The sequence below is a fragment of the Streptomyces sp. NPDC044033 genome (genome assembly GCF_056434425.1).
The window spans coordinates 18,261-42,004 of record NZ_JBWKFF010000030.1 but is presented as its reverse complement, the minus strand read 5'-3'; the positions used below and the strand labels follow the sequence as shown (position 1 = coordinate 42,004).

30 protein-coding genes are annotated in these 23,744 nt (G+C 67.6%); 17 read left to right on the top strand and 13 right to left on the bottom strand.

Features of this window, described 5'->3' with window-relative positions:
- Window positions 1–365 precede the first annotated feature (365 nt).
- From AC07AB_RS35845 to AC07AB_RS35815, 7 genes are all read right to left on the bottom strand, one after another.
- Window positions 366–698 (bottom strand): hypothetical protein, encoded by a 333-nt coding sequence (locus tag AC07AB_RS35845; RefSeq protein ID WP_478576032.1) that lies wholly within the window; start codon window positions 696–698, stop codon window positions 366–368.
- 65 nt (window positions 699–763) lie between these two features.
- Window positions 764–1,054 (bottom strand): hypothetical protein, encoded by a 291-nt coding sequence (locus AC07AB_RS35840; protein ID WP_478576030.1) that lies wholly within the window; start codon window positions 1,052–1,054, stop codon window positions 764–766.
- Between the two features lie 125 nt (window positions 1,055–1,179).
- Window positions 1,180–1,755 (bottom strand): phage tail tube protein, encoded by a 576-nt coding sequence (locus AC07AB_RS35835; RefSeq protein ID WP_478576028.1) that lies wholly within the window; start codon window positions 1,753–1,755, stop codon window positions 1,180–1,182.
- Window positions 1,756–1,859: 104 nt separating this feature from the next.
- Window positions 1,860–2,267 (bottom strand): hypothetical protein, encoded by a 408-nt coding sequence (locus AC07AB_RS35830; RefSeq protein WP_478576026.1) that lies wholly within the window; start codon window positions 2,265–2,267, stop codon window positions 1,860–1,862.
- Window positions 2,268–2,939: 672 nt separating this feature from the next.
- Complete coding sequence (locus AC07AB_RS35825) at window positions 2,940–3,794, bottom strand: DUF3592 domain-containing protein (protein ID WP_478576024.1); 855 nt, start codon at window positions 3,792–3,794, stop codon at window positions 2,940–2,942.
- A gap of 52 nt (window positions 3,795–3,846) precedes the next feature.
- Complete coding sequence (locus AC07AB_RS35820) at window positions 3,847–4,551, bottom strand: hypothetical protein (RefSeq protein ID WP_478576022.1); 705 nt, start codon at window positions 4,549–4,551, stop codon at window positions 3,847–3,849.
- A 183-nt stretch (window positions 4,552–4,734) separates the two neighbouring features.
- On the bottom strand, window positions 4,735–5,421 hold the full coding sequence (locus tag AC07AB_RS35815) for a hypothetical protein (protein WP_478576020.1): 687 nt from the start codon (window positions 5,419–5,421) through the stop codon (window positions 4,735–4,737).
- A gap of 584 nt (window positions 5,422–6,005) precedes the next feature.
- Here AC07AB_RS35815 and AC07AB_RS35810 point away from each other — a divergent pair.
- Window positions 6,006–6,329: a hypothetical protein gene (locus tag AC07AB_RS35810; protein WP_478576018.1), complete on the top strand. Its 324-nt coding sequence runs from the start codon at window positions 6,006–6,008 to the stop codon at window positions 6,327–6,329.
- A gap of 96 nt (window positions 6,330–6,425) precedes the next feature.
- Here the strand turns inward: AC07AB_RS35810 and AC07AB_RS35805 are convergent, their stop codons facing one another.
- From AC07AB_RS35805 to AC07AB_RS35795, 3 genes are read right to left on the bottom strand one after another with little or no spacing between them, the layout of a single operon-like run.
- On the bottom strand, window positions 6,426–6,647 hold the full coding sequence (locus tag AC07AB_RS35805; RefSeq protein ID WP_478576016.1) for a MerR family transcriptional regulator: 222 nt from the start codon (window positions 6,645–6,647) through the stop codon (window positions 6,426–6,428).
- Complete coding sequence (locus AC07AB_RS35800; protein ID WP_478576014.1) at window positions 6,644–7,471, bottom strand: hypothetical protein; 828 nt, start codon at window positions 7,469–7,471, stop codon at window positions 6,644–6,646. The genes AC07AB_RS35805 and AC07AB_RS35800 overlap by 4 nt, the downstream gene beginning before the upstream one ends.
- Before the next feature lie 8 nt (window positions 7,472–7,479).
- The gene (locus AC07AB_RS35795; RefSeq protein WP_478576013.1) at window positions 7,480–7,821 is read right to left on the bottom strand and encodes a WhiB family transcriptional regulator; all 342 of its coding nucleotides are present in this window, start codon (window positions 7,819–7,821) and stop codon (window positions 7,480–7,482) included.
- Between the two features lie 288 nt (window positions 7,822–8,109).
- Between AC07AB_RS35795 and AC07AB_RS35790 the strand changes: the two genes are divergently transcribed.
- The 5 genes from AC07AB_RS35790 (at window position 8,110) to tuf (ending at window position 13,603) form a co-directional block, all read left to right on the top strand.
- A complete protein-coding gene (locus AC07AB_RS35790) occupies window positions 8,110–8,565 on the top strand; it encodes a helix-turn-helix domain-containing protein (RefSeq protein ID WP_478576011.1) in 456 nt (151 codons plus the stop codon).
- Window positions 8,566–9,234: 669 nt separating this feature from the next.
- Window positions 9,235–9,606 carry a 30S ribosomal protein S12 gene (gene rpsL, locus AC07AB_RS35785; RefSeq protein WP_030890788.1) on the top strand — a complete coding sequence of 124 codons (372 nt, stop codon included), beginning with the start codon at window positions 9,235–9,237 and terminating at the stop codon, window positions 9,604–9,606.
- A gap of 2 nt (window positions 9,607–9,608) precedes the next feature.
- On the top strand, window positions 9,609–10,079 hold the full coding sequence (rpsG, locus tag AC07AB_RS35780; RefSeq protein ID WP_030890786.1) for a 30S ribosomal protein S7: 471 nt from the start codon (window positions 9,609–9,611) through the stop codon (window positions 10,077–10,079).
- A gap of 37 nt (window positions 10,080–10,116) precedes the next feature.
- The gene (gene fusA, locus AC07AB_RS35775; protein ID WP_478576010.1) at window positions 10,117–12,240 is read left to right on the top strand and encodes an elongation factor G; all 2,124 of its coding nucleotides are present in this window, start codon (window positions 10,117–10,119) and stop codon (window positions 12,238–12,240) included.
- 169 nt (window positions 12,241–12,409) lie between these two features.
- Window positions 12,410–13,603 (top strand): elongation factor Tu, encoded by a 1,194-nt coding sequence (tuf, locus tag AC07AB_RS35770; protein ID WP_478576008.1) that lies wholly within the window; start codon window positions 12,410–12,412, stop codon window positions 13,601–13,603.
- Window positions 13,604–13,868: 265 nt separating this feature from the next.
- Here tuf and AC07AB_RS35765 read toward each other — a convergent pair whose 3' ends face one another.
- The 3 genes from AC07AB_RS35765 to AC07AB_RS35755 all read right to left on the bottom strand — a co-directional run bounded on the left by AC07AB_RS35765 (window position 13,869) and on the right by AC07AB_RS35755 (window position 17,833).
- On the bottom strand, window positions 13,869–16,031 hold the full coding sequence (locus AC07AB_RS35765; protein ID WP_478576006.1) for a PIG-L family deacetylase: 2,163 nt from the start codon (window positions 16,029–16,031) through the stop codon (window positions 13,869–13,871).
- A gap of 222 nt (window positions 16,032–16,253) precedes the next feature.
- The gene (locus tag AC07AB_RS35760; protein ID WP_478576005.1) at window positions 16,254–16,736 is read right to left on the bottom strand and encodes an ATP-binding protein; all 483 of its coding nucleotides are present in this window, start codon (window positions 16,734–16,736) and stop codon (window positions 16,254–16,256) included.
- Window positions 16,737–16,876: 140 nt separating this feature from the next.
- Window positions 16,877–17,833: an RpnC/YadD family protein gene (locus AC07AB_RS35755; protein ID WP_478576003.1), complete on the bottom strand. Its 957-nt coding sequence runs from the start codon at window positions 17,831–17,833 to the stop codon at window positions 16,877–16,879.
- A 518-nt stretch (window positions 17,834–18,351) separates the two neighbouring features.
- Here AC07AB_RS35755 and rpsJ point away from each other — a divergent pair.
- Genes rpsJ through rpsQ form a run of 11 tightly spaced genes read left to right on the top strand, consistent with a single transcriptional unit; the run spans window position 18,352 to window position 23,672 of the window.
- Entirely contained in the window at window positions 18,352–18,660 is a 309-nt protein-coding gene (gene rpsJ, locus AC07AB_RS35750; RefSeq protein WP_014054162.1) for a 30S ribosomal protein S10, read from the top strand.
- Between the two features lie 13 nt (window positions 18,661–18,673).
- Window positions 18,674–19,318 carry a 50S ribosomal protein L3 gene (gene rplC, locus AC07AB_RS35745; RefSeq protein WP_363225596.1) on the top strand — a complete coding sequence of 215 codons (645 nt, stop codon included), beginning with the start codon at window positions 18,674–18,676 and terminating at the stop codon, window positions 19,316–19,318.
- Between the two features lie 8 nt (window positions 19,319–19,326).
- The gene (rplD, locus tag AC07AB_RS35740; protein ID WP_478576001.1) at window positions 19,327–20,001 is read left to right on the top strand and encodes a 50S ribosomal protein L4; all 675 of its coding nucleotides are present in this window, start codon (window positions 19,327–19,329) and stop codon (window positions 19,999–20,001) included.
- Window positions 20,001–20,330: a 50S ribosomal protein L23 gene (rplW, locus tag AC07AB_RS35735; protein WP_363134913.1), complete on the top strand. Its 330-nt coding sequence runs from the start codon at window positions 20,001–20,003 to the stop codon at window positions 20,328–20,330. Before rplD ends, rplW begins: the two co-directional genes overlap by 1 nt.
- Before the next feature lie 41 nt (window positions 20,331–20,371).
- Entirely contained in the window at window positions 20,372–21,208 is an 837-nt protein-coding gene (gene rplB / locus AC07AB_RS35730; protein ID WP_478575999.1) for a 50S ribosomal protein L2, read from the top strand.
- A 12-nt stretch (window positions 21,209–21,220) separates the two neighbouring features.
- Window positions 21,221–21,502, top strand: coding sequence for a 30S ribosomal protein S19 (gene rpsS, locus AC07AB_RS35725; RefSeq protein ID WP_363134915.1), 282 nt, complete (start codon window positions 21,221–21,223; stop codon window positions 21,500–21,502).
- Window positions 21,503–21,543: 41 nt separating this feature from the next.
- Window positions 21,544–21,891, top strand: a complete 348-nt coding sequence (gene rplV / locus AC07AB_RS35720; RefSeq protein ID WP_030619142.1) for a 50S ribosomal protein L22 — start codon at window positions 21,544–21,546, stop codon at window positions 21,889–21,891.
- Window positions 21,891–22,742: a 30S ribosomal protein S3 gene (gene rpsC, locus AC07AB_RS35715; protein ID WP_478575997.1), complete on the top strand. Its 852-nt coding sequence runs from the start codon at window positions 21,891–21,893 to the stop codon at window positions 22,740–22,742. The genes rplV and rpsC overlap by 1 nt, the downstream gene beginning before the upstream one ends.
- A gap of 5 nt (window positions 22,743–22,747) precedes the next feature.
- Window positions 22,748–23,167 carry a 50S ribosomal protein L16 gene (gene rplP, locus AC07AB_RS35710; protein WP_030890744.1) on the top strand — a complete coding sequence of 140 codons (420 nt, stop codon included), beginning with the start codon at window positions 22,748–22,750 and terminating at the stop codon, window positions 23,165–23,167.
- Complete coding sequence (gene rpmC, locus AC07AB_RS35705; protein WP_030890741.1) at window positions 23,167–23,391, top strand: 50S ribosomal protein L29; 225 nt, start codon at window positions 23,167–23,169, stop codon at window positions 23,389–23,391. The genes rplP and rpmC overlap by 1 nt, the downstream gene beginning before the upstream one ends.
- The gene (gene rpsQ, locus AC07AB_RS35700) at window positions 23,391–23,672 is read left to right on the top strand and encodes a 30S ribosomal protein S17 (protein ID WP_363134916.1); all 282 of its coding nucleotides are present in this window, start codon (window positions 23,391–23,393) and stop codon (window positions 23,670–23,672) included. The genes rpmC and rpsQ overlap by 1 nt, the downstream gene beginning before the upstream one ends.
- Window positions 23,673–23,744 lie beyond the last annotated feature (72 nt).

The following is a 23,744-nucleotide window of genomic DNA, read 5'->3' as shown; positions in this document are numbered from 1 at the left end:
CGGACTGAACTACAGCTCCGAAGGTAAATACTCCGTGCGCTTTACATTCAGGACGTTGGACGGTCGGCGTGCCACCTACTGCAGCCCCCTGGGCCGTCTCATCGCAAGCGAGGGGGAGGTCGTAGATATTGTTTACGACCCGCGATCCCCTCGGAGGGCGCGAACGGTCCGCGAGTTGAGCGGGAAATCTCCCGCTCACCTCGCCCTCTTTGGAGGTATAGCGGTGCTCATCGCGATGCAGCTCATGTTCTGGGGCATGGATGTATTGGCTGAACACTGGAAGCCCAGTTGGATGAAGTGACGGTTCCTGCAATATTCGAGCCTTCAGTGTAAATTCCCGTGGGGTGGGGATTGCGCACTGGTAATCAGGCGAAGAACCTTTCAAGCTCGCCAGGGCTGAGGGAGGCTTCGGTCGCAGACTCAAGCTCATCCGCCGCCTGTTCTGTGGCACGAGGCCGGGGCACTTGTTCCGGATAGTCCATGGGCTCGGAGTCCTCGCCGCCGTTGATGGTGGCTGTCATCCAATTAGCCACGGCCAAGTGGTCGACCGTTGCGGCGAGCAAATGTGTCGAGGCGTCCCACTCCACCGCTTCGCCGTGCAGTTCACGATTCACGGCGCTGTCGCGTGGCATGTGCTTGACCAGCACCGAGAGCCGTCGCGTCGACAGTGCCCCCCGGTGCCAGTCCAGCAAGTCCACGCCGTAATGCCGCAGCAGATCGGCTTCGAGAGCCTCGGCGTGTTCTTCTACGAACGCGTCGAGGCTCAGTCTTCCCCCAGGCCGAGCCCGGTCTCCTTGCCGTACGCCTCCAGGATCGCGGCGATGTCCTGCATCGTGACGTCGTGCTTCAGGAAGAGCTTGAACTGCTTCTCGCCCAGCAGCAGCCCCAGCAGCCCGTCGACGTCGTTGTCGTCGAGGTCGCGCAGGGCGCGGGCCGTGCGGTGGCCGATCTCGGTGGGGAGTTCGAAGGTGTCGTCGTCGAGCTGGAAGGACCACGACTTGCCGTGGGCCTCCATGCGCTGGGCGCGGGCCGCGTTGACGTCGAATCCGGACATGGTGCTGCTCCTTGAGAGAAGAGAAAGAAAGGGGCGGGCGCCGCCCCGCGTCGGGGAGGGGCGGGGGCGGGGGCGGGGCGGCGGCCCTGTTCAGGTGGTCCGCGGGAAAGGCAGGGGCTACGGCCCTACTTGGCCGCGAACGACTTGTCCTTCATCAGCCAGGTCGCCAGCGACGCGCCCGCCTTCGCGGCCATCGCCGTGAAGGTGACGCCCAGCTTGACCGCGCCCTTGCGGTTGAGGTCCATGTCATCGCTGACCGTGACCACACCGCGCGGTACGACGAACCGGTAGCGGACGTCGGCGCCATCGGTGAACTCCAGGCCCAGGGCGCGCTCGTCCTCGCCCTGGTCGCTCTGGATCTCGTACTTGTAGATGCCCGAGTTCGGGGCGGTCTCGGCGACGTCGCCGCCACCGAAGAAGAACGGCAGCGTGTCCTCGTTGAGCTGAAGCATGCCGAACTTCAGGGTCAGCTCGCGCTCGGTGTAGATCGTGCGGGCCGGGGTCAGCGACTGCCACGTGTCGATGTTGGCGGTCTTGCCCTTGCGGCCGAACTTCACACCGTCGGTGCTGGTGTAGCCCAGATCGTGCCAGGACGGGCTCCACTCGGCGGTGGTGTCGAGGGGGGCGTCGGTGCCGACCTTGGCGACGAGAATGCGGCCGGTGCCGGCAACGCGGATTTCGCTCGGGTTCATACCGGACATGAGGGTCTCCTTGATGAGAGTGATGAGTGAGGTGCTGCGGGGTACGACAAAGGCCCCGCCGGTAGGGGCGAGGCCAGGGAAGAGCGTGTGGGGTCCGTCCGGAATTACGTCGGGCGGAGTGAGAGACGCACCGTGGTGAGGTAACGATTGCCGGCGGGCCGGTTGTAGTCCGGCAGCCAGCGCACGGCCTCGGTTTCGACGACGTCGGTGACGACCGCGGTCCCGTAGACGGTGCCGCGGAGCTGGAGGAGCGCGGCGCGGACGGACAGCGACACGGTGTGTGCCGTCGTCTTGTCCGGTCCGTAGACCTCCAACTCGACGAGGGGCTGGTCGAGATGGAGATCGTCGACCCAGGCGCCGCCGGTCCGGGAGACCAGCACCACCTTCTGCGTACCGTCGAAGCCGCTGGGCGGACGGTTGTCGACAACCACCCCGGCCAGTTCCGGCCGGTACTTCAGGTTCTCGACGATGAGGCGTTCCACATCGGGGAACGAGAGCAGGGCCTCATTCACATGCGGTCTCCTTTCGAGAGGCGCTCCCGATGCCGCTCGCGGGTGGCGGGCGGCGGGTGTGCTGGGCGGCCGATGCGTGCGGCGTGGAGGCGAGCGGTGCGGTAGGGAGAGCGAGCTTGCCGTATGCGGCCCGTACGTACCGGCCGCCCAACACGAAGCGGCGGTAGCCGCCGCCCAGTTGTGGGCGCAGCTCCGCCGCTGCACTTATTGTGAACGAGATCGTGCGGACGCGCAACTAGAAGGTTCGGGCTCGCAATCACGGGTGTCGTGAGGCTGCCCGCGAGGGCGTTCGGCCGCACCTGATCGTGTTCGGCATCGCCGCCGAGCAGGCCGTGGCGCCTGCCGCCGTCACCGCCTCCCCGGCGGCGGCACCATGGGCGTCTCGTCCATCCCCTTCCTCAAGGGGCGGACGTAGTACTGGCCGGTCCTGCGGTGCCTACGACGTCGTCCGTGAGTTTGAGCCGGCGTCGTACCCCGGCTGCCACGCCCTTGCGGCAGTTCCCGGCCTGCCGGCCTCGTACCGGACGGCCCTGGTGTTCGCGGCCCGGCGACCGCGGCGGAGGGGCACGTGATCCCACCTATCGGCCGGCGGGTCCGTGCGATCGATGAGTTCGGACAGTCAGTGGACGACACGTGCGGCTGTTGGGCGGAGGGGCCCCATTCGGTCCGCGGTCACCCCGGCAGGAGCGGCTTCAGCACCAGAAACAGCGGCAGGGCCAGCGACAAGGTCATGAGTGTGCCGAAGAAGGCCAGGAGCACACCCCGCACCATGCCTCCGGCGCGTCCCGCGCCCCGGGCCCGTTGCGGCTCTTCCGGGTCGTACGTCACGTCCAGGTGCGGCGTCTTGAAGAACTGGCGTACCAGGACGGAAGACGAGGCAGTGATCTCGCGGCCGTCCACGGTCCGGAATTCGTAGATCGGGCGGTATTCCTCCTCCGAGCTGACCCATTCGTACTTGATGACGCGCCCGGGGACCGTGATGCCCCTGCGCCGGAGCATCGCGGCATCGCGAAATACGTCGCGCCATGACTTGGCGACCAGCGTGGCTCCGATGGGGCCGAGCCAGAGCACCAAGTGGACCGGCGGTACGACGTCGTCCTGGCCCGCCCGGTACAGCGCGGTGACGGCGAAGGCGAGGTAGACCGCTGCCCCAAGGCTGTATCTCAGGAAGCCGGGACGTTCCAGCCATCGAAGCCACAGGGGGCGCCGGACTTGGACGGTCACCAGGGACGGCCCGTCCGGCGCTCGCTCCACGCCGACCAGGGCCGATCGCAGGGACTGCACGAACGCGTGGGCGGCTGTGGCATTTCGGGTGTCCAAAGAGACCGCGTCGCCTGCGCTGCCGCCGGACAACCGGATTCGTACCGTGATGCCGTCATGCACGACTTCGGAGATCGCTTCCAGGGGCGCGGTCCATGTCGTACGGCCGCGTACGACGGTCACCGTGGCGTTTCCCAACATGGCGTTTCCCAGCCGGAATTCGACGCCCCGCCCCCGTAACACCACACCGCTCGATATCTGAGTCATGAGCGTGATCATAGGGTGTGGAAGCTTCTATTCCAGTGGGGTCATCGCGTTGTCAGAAGGCCGGCCGCGGGATCGAGTCGCGGATTTCCGCGATCTCCCTTTCCACGTCGCGATACTGGTCCGGTATCGAGCGAGGGAGGCCGGTTTCCACGCGTCCGGCATCGAGCTCCCGCAGGCGGTCGCCGACCGCATTGAGTCTCGCCTGCAGCGCGTAAGCGCTCTGGCCGGTCAGGCCGGCCCAAGCGGTCTCCGTGGTAGCCGCCTCCATGGCCGCGTGGGAGCGTTCACGGATCGGCGCGACCTGCTCCCGTATTACTGCCAGGGAGACTTGGAGGTCTCCGAGCTCGCCGATCAGCTCGTTCAGCCGCTCCATTAGGGGCACTCGGGAATGGATGTAATCCGCGAAGTACTCATGGTCCGGGGACAACGCGTCGAAGTCCGCGCTTTCGATGTCTTTTTCGTCTGCCCAGCGCCCGCGCCGTGCCTCGTACGCGGACATATCGGCGAGCAGGCCCTCCCACAGCCGCTCGTGCTCGGCGAACTGAGCCCGTGCCGTCGTCGTCGGCAGTCCATTGCCCCCGTCCAGCAGCTCTTCGGTCTCGCGCTGCATGTCGTCGAGCATGCCGAAGGTCCGCCCCGCGGTCTCGTGCGACTCGTCCGCCATGCGCAGCAGGTCGGCAAAGGCGGTTCGACCTTCGGCGAGCATCTCGTCGTACGTCTCTTCCGGGCGCTGCTCCGGGCGCTTCCGTCCCCACATACTCTTCTCCCCACCACGCTTCCGACCCCCGTCATGGGCCTCGAATCGAGCGCGAGCTGCTCTCGGCCCGGCTCGAAGCCGGCCACCCATCCGCGCTATCAGCTCCGCCCGCTCCCGTATTGTTCACAGCGGTAGCGGGATTCCGGTGTTCGGCGCCGGCGGATCACTCTCGCCGACACGCGCTCAGTAGGCCGGCCGCGGTACAGCGTCGCGGATCTCCGCGATCTCGGTCTCCACGTCGCGGTACCAGTCGCTGATCTTGCGGTCGGGATCGATCTCCACGTGGCCTGCGTCCAGGGCGCGCAGGCGGTCGCCGGCTGCGTTGAGCCTCGCCTCCAGAGCGAAGCGGCTCGGGGCGGCCGGTCCGGCCGAGGTGAGTTCGTCGGCGGCCGCTGCCATCGCCGCGTAGGCGCGTGTCCTGATCGGGGCCACTTTTTCGCGCAGTCCCAGGAGCTTGTCCCGTAGACCGGTGAAGGATTCGGTGACGCCCTCCAGCTGAGAGATCATAGAGGCGCAGTTCTGGCTGTACTCCGTGAAGAACTCGGCGGCGGACTTGATCGCCTCGAAGTCGGCGTCCATCTCGAAGTCGGCGTCGTGCCACGTGGTATGCATGTCCTCGAACGTGGACATCATGGAGTTCACGTTCTCCAACGTGGTCTGGCTCTGTGCCAGATGAGCGTGCACCGAATCCACCGGCAGCCCATCGCCGAAGCCGAGCATCGCCGAGATCTGGTCGAGGACGTTTTCGAACTGGGCGCGCCCGTCCTGCAGCACTCCGTGGGTCTCTTCCGCCACCCGCATCACATACGCCAGCGTGTCCCAGGCTTCCGTCAGCAGACGGGCCTCCGCGTTGCGTCGTCGTCCCCACATACCGTCCCCACCCCTCCGCCTGCGCCCTGCGCGCATGAAGGGATCTTACGTTCGACAGGGCTCGGGCGCGGATGCCGAAGGCGGCTGCCGCCCCGGCCATTCGAGGAAGCCGGCCTGCCCCGTGTACGCGGCTCGTTATTCGTGCGGGCACACCCGCGGCTGTCTTCGGCTCGCGGGAGCGGCTGCCATGTGTCGACTGCGACGGCGCTGAGACTCTCGGGTGGCAAGAGCCTTGGTCACCGAGCCACCCGAGTCCGCCGAGCGTGGGTGGGCCACCAACCGTCATCTGCTCGGCAAGTCGGCCACCTGACCGGCGAGTCACCTCGTCTGCTCGCCCCTCTGCATGCCCCCCGCACGTATGAAACGATCTCGCGTTCGGGAGAGGCTAGGCGGGGAAGTCGCAGACGCTGCCCCTGATGAGACGGAGTGTCAGACCGCCGGGTTAAATTAATGGGCGATCGTGCACAGTCCCGGGTATCTCACGACAGATGCGCTGGAGGCGTCACGGAGGGGGACATGAGTAGGTCAATAGCACCTGGGGGTGGCATGAGCGGGTCGGTCGTAGGGTGCGGAGGAAGTACACGGTGAGTGTCCACAGCGAGCGGCTCGCGGAGGTTGTGGCCGCCACCGTGGAGGTGGCCGCCGAATCCGGGTCCGCCGGAGTCTTCACCGATGAGGTCGCGCAGGCGCTGGCCGCCGTCGTCGGCAAGGTGGCGGACAGGGCCGTTGAGGCCGCTGAGCTCAGTGGGTTTGTCAGTGGGTGGCAGGAGGCCATCGAGGTTGTGGGAGAGGATGCCTCGGCGCTTGCTCAGGTGGTGCGGATGGCCTCGCGGGGCAGCGTGAGCGGCGGCGGTTCCTCTGGCGGGAACCCCAGCGGAAACGATTTTTCGCCACCCCGGGTCCGGTAGGCCGGCACCTCAAATAGCGCGAAGGAGCGCCCCGCAGCCTTCTCGGCTGCGGGGCGCTCCTTTATGCAGACGCCCTGCGTATATAGGGGACAGGGATCACGCCCGCGCGCGGCGTTCGTGCGCCCTGCGCGTCGCGCGCTCCGCCGCGAAGACGTCCTCCAGTCGGAACAGGTGCGACCGTCCCCGGCGGCCCGCCGGGGACAAGTGTTTGAGCTGGACCCACTTGCGGATGGTGCCCGGGACCACCGCCGCCTCTTCCGCCGCCATCGTCGTCGTCACCAGCGCGGAGGCCGGTACGTACGTAGGCGCTGTCGTCATCGGGAGCCCTCGGCGTTCGCGTCCGCGTCCGGTGTCTCGTCCTGAGCCGCCGTCAGCTCCGCCAGGTCGCCGTCCGTCGCCTCCGCGAGCTGCCGCCATTCCGCGCGGACCCAGGAGTGACGATGGCGGGCGTCCGTACGGCAGGTGCAGGCCGGGTCGGCGCAGCGGCAGCCGGGGTTGACGCACAGAACCGTCTCGCGGTGGGGGAAGACGCGCAGGGAGACGGAGTCGCAGTGCGGGCAGCGACCGCTGACGCGGACCGGGGTCTCGGCGTCGCCCAACGCCAGGGAGCAGCGGCGGGCCATGCGGCGGGCCTCGCCCCGCACGTGCTCGGCGAGCACCGGCTGCGCCGAGACGCGGTCCAGCAGGCCGAGCAGCCGGGTCAGCCGCTGCTCCACCGTGCCGTGCCGAGGCCGCGGGACGCGCAGCTTCTCGCAGACCGCCTCCTCCAACTCCACCACCCCGTCGGTGATGTCACGGATGGTGTCCGAGATGAACAGGCGGATGGGGGCGCCGGGGACCGTCGGCTTCCCGCCCCGGCCGCCACCGCCGGTGACGGAGGGGCGGGCGGTGCGGCTGGGGGCGAGTTCCTGGCTCAGCTCGGGGAACTGGCGGAGCAGGATGCCCAGCCATACCCCCGCCGGATCGGGGCGGCCGGGGTGGTTGGGCCGGTTGGTCCAGTCCGGCCGATCGGGTAGGGAAGCTCGGTCGGGCAGGGCAGCGCGATCAGGCAGGGCAGCGCGATCAGGCAGGGAAGCTCGGTCGGGCAAGGCCGCACGGCCGGGCAGGGCAGCGCGGGCGGAGCGGTCTGGGCTGTGGGTCATGGCTGCTCCTACGGGTGATCCGGGTAATCGACGGCGAGGTCCCGCTCCGGCTCCCGTTCCGGGTCCAGCTCCGCCGGGATCCTCACCTCCCCGCCGTTGCGCCACAGGCGCCCGCCGCTCACCCCGTCGAACCAGCTCTCCGCCGGGGCGACGGTCTCCAGGCAGCGGCGGCGTACGGGGCAGATGGCACAGGCGCGCAGGGCGGGAAGGGCGGCTTTGGGGCGGAGGGCGAAGACCGTCTCGTCCGGGAGGCCGGTGCAGGCGGCGTGGCTGCGCCAGTCGGCCGGGCGGGCGGCGGAGGGGTAGGCATCCCCGTGGAAGGTGGTGTGGACGAGCGCGGATGCGGTCATGGCAGGTGGCCCCTCTCAGGGCAGGGGAGGGGTTGCGGAGGCCCCAGTGACCCTTGTTGCGATTGCGCAATCAAAGTTACCAAGTTTGCGCGCGAGAGCGCAACAAGTGATCAGAGTGCGTTGCTCGCCACGGCCCCTGAGGGCAGTACTGGTCGAGTGGCGCGAATCATGGACTGCGGGGTAGCGGGTTGCGGACTCGCACCGCATCCTGGTTATTGCGCGCGCGATCGGACGGTAGGCTCTGTTGTTGCGGAGGGAGAGCGTGTTATGGGTGAAAAAGGCTCGGATATGGAGCGTTTCGCGAGCTGGGTCGAGGGTCTGATGCGGGAGCGCGGATACGACATCGACAGCCCGCGGGGCGGCGGCAGATCCCGGCTGGCGGAGGATGCCGGCGTGCATCGGGCCGCGGTGACGCGGCTCCTGCAGCGGCAGAGCCTGCCGGACCTGGAGACGATGCGCGCGCTGGCGCGCGTGCTCGGCGTGGGGCTGCGCGACATGCTGATCGAGTCCGGCAGGGTGACGGAGGATGACCTGCCGCTGCCCGGTGCCGGCCGGAGCGGCGCGGGGGCCTCGGGCCGCGGCATCGGGCGGGTGGCGCCCGCGGAGGCGGCCGACCTGCTCGGCATCCCCGACAGCCACCGGCGGCAGTTCGTCGAGATGACCGAATTGATCATCTCGGTGGCCGGGGTCCGCCCGGCCGATGCGCACGGTGGCGTCCAGCGGGGCGTCTGGGCCAGTCGCTGAGCGTGGCTCCGGCTGAACGGGTGAGCCATGCCTGGCCGCGTCGGCCATGTTGGCTAGTCCAGTCGGGTCGGCCATATCGGCCCTATTGGTGGCGGCGTCGGTCGGTTCAGCGTCAGTCGCGTCGGCCACGTCAGCCGTTGGGTGTAGTCGTTTGCCTGGTTGACTGATTCAGGGTGAATCACCCCGCTGCATGGTGCCGCCTTGCGTGACCATCCCCGCGCGTCACTCGTGGCGTCCTCTGTGGGCACCGGTGCCGCCCGGGCGCCGCGCGGCCCTGGAGTGGGCCCGGATCGGCCGGTATTGATCGGTCGGAACCCCTGGGGTGCCTGGGCGGCGGCGGTACGGTGGGGTGCTGTGTACCCGAGCCCCGCGGGCTCCCTGATCGGCGACATACGCCGCACGTCAGGGTGTCCTGCGCGTGTGCATTTGTTTTGACCGCAGCCCATGCGATAGGTACGCTCAGACCTTGTGCCTGGGGTGTGCCCGGGTCCTTGTGCGTGCATTCGTCCGTACGGGACATCGAGGACAAGCCGCCGATCCATGAAGCACTTTCCACCGTTCTCGCGGTGTGAGGCGCGGCATGGAGCGTGCGACACACCCGACCGCGTGGGTCGGAGAAGAGCCTCAGGTTAGTTTTATCGAGATCGGCACACAGAAACCGGAGAAACGGTGCCTACGATCCAGCAGCTGGTCCGGAAGGGCCGGCAGGACAAGGTCGAGAAGAACAAGACGCCCGCGCTTGAGGGCTCGTCCCAGCGCCGCGGCGTCTGCACGCGCGTCTTCACGACCACCCCGAAGAAGCCGAACTCGGCCCTGCGCAAGGTCGCCCGTGTGCGCCTGACCAGCGGTATCGAGGTTACGGCCTACATTCCGGGTGAGGGACACAACCTGCAGGAGCACTCCATCGTGCTCGTGCGTGGTGGCCGTGTGAAGGACCTGCCGGGTGTTCGTTACAAGATCATCCGCGGTTCGCTTGACACCCAGGGTGTCAAGAACCGCAAGCAGGCTCGCAGCAAGTACGGCGCCAAGAAGGAGAAGTAAGAATGCCTCGTAAGGGCCCCGCCCCGAAGCGCCCGGTCATCATTGACCCGGTCTACAGCTCTCCTCTGGTGACCTCCCTCATCAACAAGGTCCTGCTGAACGGCAAGCGCTCCACCGCTGAGCGCATTGTCTACGGCGCCATGGAGGGACTGCGCGAGAAGACCGGTAACGACCCGGTCATCACGCTCAAGCGCGCGCTGGAGAACATCAAGCCCGCCCTTGAGGTCAAGTCCCGCCGTGTCGGTGGCGCGACCTACCAGGTGCCGGTCGAGGTCCGTCCGGGCCGCGCCTCCACCCTCGCGCTGCGCTGGCTCGTGGGTTACTCCCGCGCCCGCCGCGAGAAGACCATGACCGAGCGCCTCATGAACGAGCTGCTGGACGCCTCCAACGGTCTCGGCGCCTCTGTGAAGAAGCGTGAGGACACCCACAAGATGGCCGAGTCCAACAAGGCCTTCGCGCACTACCGCTGGTAGTCGCTACCCACATCGAGACCGAGAGAAGACGAGCCATATGGCCACCACTTCGCTTGACCTGGCCAAGGTCCGCAATATTGGGATCATGGCCCACATCGACGCGGGCAAGACGACCACCACCGAGCGGATTCTGTTCTACACCGGTGTCTCCTACAAGATCGGTGAAGTCCACGACGGCGCTGCCACGATGGACTGGATGGAGCAGGAGCAGGAGCGCGGCATCACGATCACGTCTGCCGCGACGACCTGCCACTGGCCGCTGAACGACGTCGACCACACCATCAACATCATCGACACCCCGGGCCACGTCGACTTCACCGTCGAGGTGGAGCGTTCGCTGCGCGTGCTCGACGGTGCGGTGACGGTGTTCGACGGCGTCGCCGGTGTTGAGCCGCAGTCCGAGACGGTGTGGCGGCAGGCCGACCGCTACGGCGTGCCGCGCATCTGCTTCGTCAACAAGCTCGACCGCACCGGTGCCGAGTTCCACCGCTGCGTCGACATGATCGTCGACCGCCTCGGTGCGGTGCCGCTGGTCATGCAGCTGCCGATCGGTACCGAGGCCGACTTCAAGGGCGTCGTCGACCTCGTCTCCATGAAGGCGCTGGTCTGGTCCGCCGAGGCCGCCAAGGGCGAGATGTACGACACCGTCGACATCCCGGAGACCCACACCGAGGCTGCCGAGGAATGGCGCGGCAAGCTGCTTGAGGCCGTCGCCGAGAACGACGAGGCCATGATGGAGCTGTACCTGGAGGGCGAGGAGCCCTCCGTGGAGCAGCTGATGGAGGCTATCCGCCGCATCACCATCGCCTCGACGGGCGCCGAGGGCACCGTCACGGTCACCCCGGTGTTCTGCGGTACCGCGTTCAAGAACAAGGGCGTGCAGCCGCTGCTCGACGCCGTTGTGCGCTACCTGCCGTCGCCGCTGGACGTCGACGCCGTCGAGGGCCACTCCGTCAAGGACGAGGACGAGGTCATCAAGCGTCGTCCGTCCGAGGACGAGCCGTTCTCGGGCCTTGCCTTCAAGATCGCGAGCGACCCGCACCTCGGCAAGCTCACCTTCATCCGGGTGTACTCCGGCCGCATGGAGACCGGCGCTCAGGTGCTGAACTCCGTGAAGGGCAAGAAGGAGCGCATCGGCAAGATCTACCGGATGCACGCGAACAAGCGTGAGGAGATCGAGGGCGTGGGCGCCGGCGACATCGTCGCCGTCATGGGTCTCAAGCAGACCACCACGGGCGAGACCCTCTGCGACGCCGCTCAGCCGGTGATCCTGGAGTCCATGAACTTCCCCGCTCCGGTGATCGAGGTCGCCATCGAGCCGAAGTCCAAGGGCGACCAGGAGAAGCTGGGTGTCGCCATCCAGCGGCTGGCCGAGGAGGACCCGTCCTTCCAGGTCGTCACCGACGAGGAGACCGGCCAGACCATCATCAAGGGGATGGGCGAGCTCCACCTCGACGTGCTGGTCGACCGGATGCGCCGCGAGTTCCGGGTCGAGGCGAACGTCGGCAAGCCGCAGGTCGCGTACCGCGAGACGCTGCGCAAGGCCGTCGAGCGCATCGACTACACGCACAAGAAGCAGACTGGTGGTTCCGGCCAGTTCGCCAAGGTGCAGATGGCGATCGAGCCTCTTGAGGGCGACGGGTACGAGTTCGAGAACAAGGTCACCGGTGGCCGGATCCCGCGGGAGTACATCCCGTCCGTGGACCAGGGCTGCCAGGAGGCCATGCAGTTCGGTGTTCTCGCCGGCTACCCGCTGACCGGCGTCAAGGTGACGCTGCTCGACGGTGGCTACCACGACGTCGACTCCTCCGAGATGGCGTTCAAGATCGCCGGTTCCATGGCGTTCAAGGAAGGTGCCCGCAAGGCGTCGCCGGCTCTGCTTGAGCCGATGATGGCCGTCGAGGTCACCACCCCCGAGGACTACATGGGCGATGTCATCGGCGACATCAACTCCCGCCGCGGACAGATCCAGTCCATGGAGGACCGTAGCGGCGCCAAGCTCGTCAAGGGTCTGGTTCCGCTGTCGGAGATGTTCGGCTACGTCGGAGACCTCCGCAGCAAGACCTCGGGTCGCGCAAGCTACTCGATGCAGTTCGACTCCTACGCCGAGGTTCCGCGGAACGTCGCCGAGGAGATCATCGCCAAGGCCAAGGGCGAGTAGCTCCGTCCGCACGGACGAAGCGCACACCTTAGGCTAGAAACCGGATGCCGGGGCATTCCGCAGCAGACCGTATGGAATGCCACGGAGCCCCGGCGGACGGCACCCCAGCAAAGATCACCTGGCGCCGATGAAGTAAGGCGTACCAGAACCACTCCACAGGAGGACCCCAGTGGCGAAGGCGAAGTTCGAGCGGACTAAGCCGCACGTCAACATCGGCACCATCGGTCACATCGACCACGGTAAGACGACCCTCACGGCCGCGATTACCAAGGTGCTGCACGACGCGTACCCGAACCTGAACGAGGCCTCGGCCTTCGACCAGATCGACAAGGCTCCTGAGGAGCGCCAGCGCGGTATCACGATCTCGATCGCGCACGTCGAGTACCAGACGGAGAACCGTCACTACGCGCACGTTGACTGCCCCGGTCACGCGGACTACATCAAGAACATGATCACGGGTGCGGCGCAGATGGACGGCGCCATCCTCGTGGTCGCCGCGACCGACGGCCCGATGCCGCAGACCAAGGAGCACGTGCTCCTGGCCCGCCAGGTCGGCGTGCCGTACATCGTTGTCGCCCTGAACAAGGCCGACATGGTGGACGACGAGGAGATCCTGGAGCTCGTCGAGCTTGAGGTCCGTGAGCTCCTCTCCGAGTACGAGTTCCCGGGCGACGACCTGCCGGTCGTCAAGGTCTCGGCGCTCAAGGCGCTCGAAGGCGACAAGGACTGGGGTGACTCCGTCCTCAAGCTCATGGCCGCCGTCGACGAGGCGATCCCGCAGCCCGAGCGTGACGTCGACAAGCCGTTCCTGATGCCGATCGAGGACGTCTTCACGATCACCGGTCGCGGCACGGTCGTCACCGGCCGTATCGAGCGCGGTGTCCTGAAGGTCAACGAGACCGTCGACATCGTCGGCATCAAGCAGGACAAGACCACGACCACGGTCACGGGCATCGAGATGTTCCGGAAGCTGCTGGACGAGGGTCAGGCCGGTGAGAACGTCGGTCTGCTGCTCCGCGGCATCAAGCGCGAGGACGTCGAGCGCGGCCAGGTCATCATCAAGCCCGGCTCGGTCACCCCGCACACGGAGTTCGAGGCCCAGGCGTACATCCTGTCCAAGGACGAGGGTGGTCGTCACACGCCGTTCTTCAACAACTACCGCCCGCAGTTCTACTTCCGTACCACGGACGTGACGGGCGTTGTGACCCTCCCCGAGGGCACCGAGATGGTCATGCCGGGTGACAACACCCAGATGTCCGTCGCGCTGATCCAGCCGGTCGCCATGGAAGAGGGCCTGAAGTTCGCCATCCGTGAGGGTGGCCGGACCGTGGGCGCCGGCCAGGTCACCAAGATCGTCAAGTGACGATCCGGCTGATCTGACGCTCTTCGGAGCTTTAGGCCAGAGGCCCTGTCCACTTCGGTGGGCAGGGCCTCTGGTTTTTGGCGTGTTCGGGGGCGTACGTGCGGGGCGTCCGGGCGGCGCTTAGGTGCCCGTACGCCCGTACGCCCGTACGCCCGTACGTACGTACCGACCGTCGGCAAGCGGAAGGCCCGCACGCGCCGGAAGGGCGTACGGGCCTACGGGCCTACGGGCCTACGGGCCTACGGGCTGCGGCCTGGCCGGTCGGTCAGGTGTGCGAGGTCGGCTTCGGGCGCCAGATCCACGGCACGGCCTCCGGGCCCATGCCCACGACGCACAGCTTCTTGTCGGCGTCCGCGAGCAGCGACACGGTGCCCACCGGCACGAACTTGTCGGGGGAGCGCAGCGGCGTGGCACCGGGGGAGGTGCCGTCCTGGAGCTGCACCCCGCCGTTGGTGGCGCGGCCCAGCATCATGACGGAGTCCTTGCCGCCGCGCACGGCCAGCGTCTGGGCGCCGATCGGCCCGTAGCCGTCGAAGTGCTTGAGCATGGTGCTCGTCATCGACTTCGCGTCGACGTCGGCGGCCGTCTGCTGGGCGTCGCCACTGCCGTCCGGCGGCCTGAAGGTGTGCACGACGGGCTGTACGGCCGCGGGGGTGCGGTAGACGACGGTGATCGACCCGTCCGGGGCGAGCGTCGCGCCCGGCTGCCCGCCGGGCTGCGGCAGGCCGTCCAGCGGCTGGAAGTAGACGGCCTGGCCGGGCGCGTCCTGGGTCCAGTGGTGGACGGCGTCGCGGCCGGGGCCGAAGACGTGGACGCGCTTCTGCTTGTCCAGCATCACGGTGATGCCTTCTTGGATCTCGCTGCCGCCGAGGTCCTTCCAGCCGCTCCAGTGACCGTTCGCCTCCCGGACCCGGGTGGCGATGCCCTTGTCGGCCGTACGGGCGAAGAGATGCACCCGGCCGTCGGGGGTGGCGATCGCGGTGGGGCAGCCGACGCGTCTGCCGCGCCACGCCTTGCGCTCGGGGTTGCCGAGCCCCGTCCAGGCCCGGAACGGACCGTCGGGGGAGCGCTGCTCCAGCATGACGATCTCGCGGGTGTTCGCTCGGCCCTGGCCCTCCAGGGCCGAGAAGCGCAGCGCGAAGAGGAGCCTGCGGCCCTGGGAGTCCTTGACCGAGGAGAGCGTGGGGGCGAGCGGCCCGCCGCCGAGGTTCTGCGCGGTGGCCCAGCGGCCGCTGCCCGGGCTGGTCTCGCGCCAGCGGACGGCCTGGGTGCCCAGCACGCCGTACGCCTCCACACGGCCGGCCTTGTCGGTGTCCGTGGCGGGCAGGGCGCCGGGGTAGCGGTAGTGGGTGGAGCGGATCCACGCCTTGCGGTTGCGCATGGAGCGGTCGCCGCCCTGGCCGTAGTCGCCGCAGCCGCCGGGGTTCCCGCAGTCCCAGTGCGGGTCGCCGCCGTAGGCGTTGACGAGCTTGCGCTTCTTCTCGACGACGTCCAGCGGCAGATTGTGCGGCCAGCGCTGGTTGTAGTAGCCGCGGAAGGACGTCGTGGTGAACGGCGGGGCCTTGCGGTCGCGCTTGGTGGCGTCGGCCACCCACTGCGACATCGCCTTCCAGGTGAAGAGCGCCGTCGGGGTGTGGTCCCGGTGGTCGGAGCACGAGCCGTAGTCGTTGTCCTTGGGGTGCGTGGCGTCGTGCACCTGGAACTCGGGGTCCGGGTCCATGGTGTGGATCACGGTGGGCTTGAAGCGGTCCATGATGCCGGCCAGCACGTCGACGAGGGTGTCGTGGGTGTACTTGCTGACCGTCTGGCACGGCGAGCCGGCGGCCGCCATCGAGCGCATGACGGCGCCGGGCTTCTCCCACAGAGCCGGTATTCGCACCTCGCCGGGGGAGAGCATCGCGATGTTGAGGAAGATCAACTGAGCGTGGAGGCCACCGTGCGACAACACGTTGGCCTCGGCCTTGATGCCGCCCGGCAGGTCGATGACCGACTTCTCCCAGGGCGTGAACTTGTCCACGCCGAGCATGGTCGCGTACGCCTGGCGCAGCCCCTGGTGGCGCGAGGAGGAGTAGGCGGCCTTGTCCGGCTTGGACTTCGGCATCCCCTTGATCCAGTTCTTGCCGATCGCCTCGCCGGCCGTCACATACACCGAGACGACCGGGACGCCGGAGCGCACGATGTGCTCGGCGTCCGGGTTCATGAAGTACAGGTCGTCGTCCGGGTGGGCCATGATCTGCAACAGCAGCGACTTCTTGTCGCCGGTGAACGACTCGGTGGCGTTCGGGTTGACGGCGCGCACGGGCTTGGCGGAGGTCGACGACTCTCCGTCACTACCGCCGCTGCAGCCCGCTGCCGCCACAGCGGTGGCCGCCGCGATCCCGGCCAGCGCGGACCGACGCGATATGCCCGAGCGCTCTGAGATGTTCAACTCCGTGACTCCGTCCCTTTGTGCAGCACGCAAGCCCCGGCTGCCCCGTGCGTGATAAGGGACGGTGAGAGATTCGCGTAGGTTGCCCAAGACCGGGACAAAGCCGGTTACGAAATGGACAAGCACATATTCTCTCGCATCTCGGCGGGGTGGATTGACGTAGCCGCCGGTCGGAGTACCGACGGGGGCACGCGCGGGCGTCCGGAGCCTGCGTTCGCACGGCTAACGCCGTGGTCGGGCGGGGGGCTGCTCCCGGAACCGGTATGGCGCCGGCAGGTCCAATTCCGCCCAGACCTTCTTGCAGGGGGACGGGCCCGGTTCGGTCCCCCAGCGGTCGGCGTACGCCTCGACCAGGAGCAGACCGCGGCCCGCCTCCTCGTCGTCGGGGGCCGACGCGGGGGCCGCGGCGGGGGAGCGGTCGCCTCTGGCATCCGTCACCTCGATACGGAGAGTGCTCGCGTCCACCGTCATCCCGAGCCGGAAGTCTCGGCCCGGGACGCGGCCGTGCGACACGGCGTTCGCGGCCAGCTCCGCGACGACCTGCTCCCCCGCCTCGAACGGCAGCCCCCAGGAGCGGAGCTGCTCCGTCGCGAGCAATCGGGCCAACCGGGCACCCCGGGGGGTGGGGGACAACTGGACACGGAATCGACGGGTGGGGGAGGCCGGGTGGGCGGCGCTGCGCTGAGCGACAGATTCGTGATTCACATCACTTAGCGTGTCCGCGGATGCGCGTGCTGAAAAGTGATGGTGCCGGTACGTACCGCCACCGTGTACACCTCCGGCGCGAAACCTCTTGGGTCTCGCGCCGGAGAGGGGCGCTCGCCCATGCGGGCGGGCGTGGGGATTCAGCGCTCTACGAAGATCTCGTCGATCGATCCGGCGGTGAAGGCGCGGTCGAACCAGGTGTTGAGCGTTTCGGCGTTGTCGCAGGTGGTGATGCGTTGGCGCGCTTCGTCGGAGATCTCGAAGTCGCGCTTGGCGAGGAGCCGCAGGATCAACTCGGCCTTACCTTCGGCCTTACCTTCGGCCTTACCTTCGGCCTTACCTTCAGCCCGACCTTCGGCCTTGCCCTCGGCTTTGCCCTCAGCCTTGCCTTCGGCCCGGCCCTCGGCCCGTAGCCGCTGGGAGGTTTCTGAGCGGAAGAATGAGAGGTCGGCCGCCATGAGGTCCCTCCAGATCTGAGCTGCCGGGGCTTTGCCCAGGCCGAGTTCGGTGAGTTCGATGAAGATGTCGGCGGTGTTCTGGTCGACTGTCTTCAGGGCTGAGGCGAGGGCTCTCAGTATGGCATCGGCGTTGGGTTCGCGGCCGTGAGTGATGGCCGAGAGAGTCGCCAGGGGGACGTCGCGGGCCGCGACGGAGGCGTCGGTGATGACGGGGACGTTGTGCGGGCCCAGGACGAGCGGCCGGAGCGTCAGGGCGGGCCACTGCGCGGGGCCGATGGTGAAGGGGCCGGTGGCCCAGGTGGCGGTGGCCTTGTCCTGGCAGACGACGAGGAGTACGGGCGGCGTGCGGTACTTCGCGTACAAGTGGGCCAGGTAGTAGGCCCAGCTCGCCGGTTTGACCGAGTCCTTCTTGCCCTGGGCCTCCACGGCGAGGAGGAAGCCGTCGTCCTCGGCCGCGTCGAACCGCAGCAGGGTGTCCACACGGCGTTCCAGCGGGCTGGTCTCCGTGAGGTCCGTGGGCAGGAGCGACACCGCGACGGGGTCGCTGAAGGGGATGCCGAGCGCCCGGAAGGTACGGGCGAAAATCCCCGGATCCTCCTGGAAGATCCGGTGCATCGCCTCATGGGATGAGCTGACCATGAGCCGGACGTTATGGGCTGTACGGGTGGTCCAGGCGATGATCGGCCGGTTTTCACTCGAAGTGGTGAGGTAGGAGACGTTTGAGGTGACGGACGGCACGCCTGGGCGGCACGTCGGGGGAGTGAGCGCTTGGGTCGCGCCGGGGTGGGGTACGCTGCTCCGCTTCGATTGGCCAGCCTTGTGCCCCGTATGGCAGACTGTCGGGGTTGCTCGGTTGAGTGCCGATGCTGCGCGCCTCCCGCCGGGAGGACTGGAAGCGAGTCCCGCAGTACTCGTCACCCCGCTGCTCCGTATCCGGAGGAACAGGGTGGAAGTACGGGAATCTTCCGGGAAGCGTCAGCGCGGTCCCGGCCAGGCACTCGGTGGGTGCTTTCCCCCACAACCCCCTTCGCAGGGAATCCCTCTCTTGAGGGATTCAATCGGAAGGGGTGCGACACGCCCGACCGCGTGGGTCGGAGGGAAGGCGCGTACGAAACCGAGTCCCAGAGCGTTACGAGAGACAGGACTACGAAGTAGCCATGGCGGGACAGAAGATCCGCATCCGGCTCAAGGCCTACGACCACGAGGTCATCGACTCTTCGGCGAAGAAGATCGTCGAGACGGTGACCCGAACTGGTGCGTCGGTCGCAGGCCCGGTGCCGCTGCCCACAGAGAAGAACGTGTACTGCGTCATCAAGTCGCCGCACAAGTACAAGGACGCGCGCGAGCACTTCGAGATGCGTACGCACAAGCGCCTCATCGACATCCTCGACCCCACGCCGAAGACGGTTGACTCGCTCATGCGCCTCGACCTGCCGGCGGGCGTCGACATCGAGATCAAGCTCTGAGGTGACGCGCGAGATGGCTAAGCAGATTAAGGGCGTCCTGGGCGAGAAGCTCGGCATGACCCAGGTCTGGGACGAGAACAACCGGGTTGTCCCGGTGACCGTCGTCAAGGCCGGGCCCTGCGTCGTGACCCAGGTCCGTAAGAACGATGTCGATGGCTACGAGTCGGTCCAGATCGCCTTCGGCGAGATCGACCCGCGCAAGGTGAACAAGCCCCTCAAGGGCCACTTCGCCAAGGCCGATGTGACTCCGCGCCGCCACCTGGTGGAGCTGCGGACCTCCGACGCCGCCGAGTACACGCTCGGCCAGGAGGTCACCGCCGCCGTGTTCGAGTCGGGCGTCAAGGTTGACGTCACCGGCAAGAGCAAGGGCAAGGGCTTCGCCGGTGTCATGAAGCGTCACAACTTCAAGGGCTTGGGCGCCGGTCACGGCACCCAGCGCAAGCACCGCTCGCCCGGCTCCATCGGTGGCTGTGCCACCCCGGGCCGCGTGTTCAAGGGCCTGCGCATGGCGGGCCGCATGGGCAACGAGCGGGTCACCACCCAGAACCTGACCGTTCACGCCGTTGACGCGGAGAAGGGCCTGCTCCTGATCAAGGGAGCGGTTCCTGGTCCGAATGGCGGCCTCGTCCTGGTCCGTACCGCGGCCAAGGGGGCCTGAGGTAACCGATGAGCACCATTGACATCCTTTCGCCGGCAGGCGACAAGGCCGGGACCGTCGAACTCCCCGAGGGGATCTTCGGCGCGCAGGTCAGCATTCCGCTGATCCACCAGGTCGTCGTCGCCCAGCTGGCCGCTGCCCGACAGGGCACGCACAAGACCAAGACCCGTGGCGAGGTCCGCGGCGGCGGCAAGAAGCCGTACCGCCAGAAGGGCACCGGCCGCGCCCGTCAGGGTTCGACCCGCGCTCCGCAGTTCGCCGGCGGTGGCGTCGTGCACGGCCCCGTGCCGCGCGACTACTCGCAGCGGACCCCCAAGAAGATGAAGGCCGCCGCCCTGCGCGGTGCCCTCTCCGACCGGGCGCGCCACTCCCGTGTCCACGTCGTCACCGGCGTGGTCGAGGGCGAGGCTTCCACGAAGGCCGCGAAGACCCTGTTCGGCAAGATCAGCGAGCGCAAGAACCTGCTCCTGGTCGTCGACCGGTCCGACGAGGCCGCGTGGCTCTCCGCCCGCAACCTGCCCCAGGTGCACATCCTGGAGCCGGGCCAGCTGAACACGTACGACGTGCTCGTCTCCGACGACGTGGTCTTCACGCAGGCTGCCTTCGAGTCCTTCGTGGCCGGTCCGGCCGCGTCTGCCAAGGCTGTCGCTTCCGAGGCTGAGCTCGAAGGGAGCGAAGCCTGATGAGTGAGACCGCAGCGGTCATCACCAGCAAGACCTTCACGGACCCCCGTGACATCCTGGTCAAGCCGGTGGTCTCCGAGAAGAGCTACGCGCTGCTGGACGAGAACAAGTACACGTTCATCGTCGACCCGCGTGCCAACAAGACCCAGATCAAGCAGGCCGTCGAGGCGGTCTTCTCGGTCAAGGTCTCCGGGGTCAACACGATCAACCGGCAGGGTAAGCGCAAGCGCACCCGCACCGGTTTCGGCAAGCGCAAGGACACCAAGCGCGCCATCGTGACCCTCGTTGAGGGCGACCGAATCGACATCTTCGGCGGCCCGGTCTCCTAATAGGGAGTCCGAGTCGTCCGATATCGGACGAGGACTGAGAAATGGGTATCCGCAAGTACAAGCCGACGACCCCGGGCCGTCGTGGCTCCAGCGTCGCCGACTTTGTCGAGATCACGCGGTCCACGCCGGAGAAGTCGCTGGTCCGCCCCCTGCACAGCAAGGGCGGCCGTAACAACGCCGGTCGTGTGACCGTTCGCCACCAGGGCGGTGGCCACAAGCGCGCCTACCGAGTGATCGACTTCCGTCGTCACGACAAGGACGGCGTGCCGGCCAAGGTCGCGCACATCGAGTACGACCCGAACCGCACCGCGCGCATCGCGCTGCTCCACTACGTGGACGGCGAGAAGCGCTACATCCTCGCCCCGGCCAAGCTCACGCAGGGCGACCGGGTCGAGAACGGCCCCGGCGCCGACATCAAGCCGGGCAACAATCTCCCGCTGCGCAACATCCCGGTGGGTACGGTCATCCACGCCATCGAGATGCGCCCCGGCGGCGGCGCGAAGATCGCTCGCTCCGCGGGTTCTTCGGTCCAGCTGCTGGCGAAGGAGGGCACTTACGCCCACCTGCGCATGCCTTCCGGCGAGGTCCGTCTGGTCGACATCCGCTGCCGCGCCACTGTGGGCGAGGTCGGCAACGCCGAGCAGTCGAACATCAACTGGGGCAAGGCCGGCCGTATGCGCTGGAAGGGCGTTCGCCCGACCGTCCGCGGTGTCGCCATGAACCCCGTTGACCACCCGCACGGTGGTGGTGAGGGCAAGACCTCCGGTGGTCGCCACCCGGTCTCGCCGTGGGGTCAGAAGGAGGGTCGTACTCGCTCGCCGAAGAAGGCCAGCAACAAGTACATCGTCCGCCGCCGCAAGACGAACAAGAAGCGCTAGGAGCGGGTTTAGATGCCGCGTAGTCTCAAGAAGGGGCCCTTCGTCGACGACCACCTCATCAAGAAGGTGGACGTTCAGAACGAGGCCGGTACCCACAACGTCATCAAGACCTGGTCCCGTCGCTCCATGATCGTGCCGGCCATGCTCGGCCACACGCTCGCGGTGCACAACGGCAAGACCCATGTTCCGGTGTTCGTCACCGAGTCCATGGTCGGCCACAAGCTCGGCGAGTTTGCGCCGACCCGCACCTTCCGCGGCCACGTCAAGGACGACCGCAAGTCGAAGCGCCGTTAAGGCGGGGTGCGAAGACTATGACTGACACCGAAGGGACAACCATGGAAGCCAGGGCCCAGGCGCGGTACATCCGCGTCACGCCCATGAAGGCCCGCCGCGTGGTGGACCTTATCCGTGGCATGGATGCCACGGAGGCTCAGGCGGTCCTGCGTTTCGCCCCGCAGGCCGCGAGCGTGCCGGTGGGCAAGGTGCTGGACAGCGCCATTGCCAACGCCGCGCACAACTACGACCACACCGACGCCGACAGCCTCGTCATCTCCGAGGCGTACGTCGACGAGGGCCCGACCCTGAAGCGGTTCCGTCCGCGTGCCCAGGGCCGCGCCTACCGGATCCGCAAGCGGACCAGCCACATCACCGTGGTCGTCAGCAGCAAGGAAGGAACCCGGTAATGGGCCAGAAGGTTAACCCGCACGGGTTCCGGCTCGGCATTACCACCGACTTCAAGTCGCGTTGGTACGCCGACAAGCTGTACAAGGACTACGTCAAGGAAGACGTCGCCATTCGTCGCATGATGACGAAGGGCATGGAGCGCGCCGGCATCTCCAAGGTCGAGATCGAGCGCACCCGTGACCGCGTCCGCGTCGACATCCACACCGCCCGGCCGGGCATCGTCATCGGCCGTCGCGGCGCGGAGGCCGACCGTATCCGTGGCGAGCTGGAGAAGCTGACCGGCAAGCAGGTTCAGCTGAACATCCTTGAGGTCAAGAACCCCGAGGTGGACGCTCAGCTGGTGGCCCAGGCCGTCGCCGAGCAGCTCTCCTCGCGCGTCTCCTTCCGTCGTGCCATGCGTAAGAGCATGCAGTCGACGATGAAGGCCGGCGCCAAGGGCATCAAGATCCAGTGTGGCGGCCGTCTCGGCGGCGCCGAGATGTCCCGTTCGGAGTTCTACCGCGAGGGCCGCGTGCCCCTGCACACGCTCCGCGCCAACGTGGACTACGGCTTCTTCGAGGCCAAGACGACCTTCGGCCGCATCGGCGTGAAGGTCTGGATCTACAAGGGCGATGTCAAGAACATCGCCGAGGTCCGCGCCGAGAACGCGGCCGCGCGTGCGGGCAACCGCCCGTCCCGCGGTGGCGCCGGTGGCGGCAGCGACCGTCCGGCCCGTGGTGGGCGCGGCGGCGAGCGTGGCGGCCGCGGCCGCAAGCCGCAGCAGCAGTCGGCGCCGGCTGCCGAGGCCCCCAAGGCCGAGGCTCCCGCCGCTGCCGCTCCGGCCGCTGAGAGCACCGGAACGGAGGCCTGACCGACATGCTGATCCCTCGCAGGGTCAAGCACCGCAAGCAGCACCACCCGAAGCGTTCGGGCATGGCCAAGGGCGGCACCGAGATCGCGTTCGGTGAGTACGGCATCCAGGCGGTGACCCCGGCCTACGTGACGAACCGTCAGATCGAGGCCGCCCGTATCGCCATGACCCGCCACATCAAGCGTGGCGGCAAGGTCTGGATCAACATCTACCCGGACCGGCCGCTCACCAAGAAGCCTGCCGAGACCCGCATGGGTTCCGGTAAGGGTTCGCCGGAGTGGTGGATCGCGAACGTCAAGCCCGGTCGGGTGATGTTCGAGCTGTCCTACCCGAACGAGAAGGTCGCTAAGGAGGCGCTCACCCGCGCCGCCCACAAGCTTCCGATGAAGTGCCGCATCGTGCGGCGCGAGGCAGGTGAGTCGTGATGGCGGCCGGTACCAAGGCGACCGAGCTGCGTGAGCTGAACGACGAGGATCTCGTTGCGAAGCTGCGTGAGGCCAAGGAGGAGCTGTTCAACCTCCGCTTCCAGGCGGCGACCGGACAGCTCGAAAACCACGGCCGGCTGAAGGCCGTCCGCAAGGACATCGCCCGGATCTACACCCTGATGCGCGAGCGCGAGCTCGGCATCGAGACGGTGGAGAGCGCCTGATGAGCGAGATGAATGTGACTGAGACGAACGAGCGCGGCTTCCGCAAGACCCGTGAGGGTCTCGTGGTCAGCGACAAGATGGACAAGACCGTCGTCGTCGCTGTCGAGGACCGCGTCAAGCACGCGCTGTACGGCAAGGTCCTGCGCCGTACGAACAAGCTCAAGGCGCACGACGAGCAGAACGCCGCTGGTGTCGGCGACCGCGTCCTCATCATGGAGACCCGGCCGCTGTCCGCCACGAAGCGCTGGCGCATCGTCGAGATCCTCGAAAAGGCCAAGTAATTCTTGAGGGGCTTCCCTCAAGAGAGTTCCGCCAGGCTCGGTGAGGTCCGTGATTCGCTCACGGACCTCGCC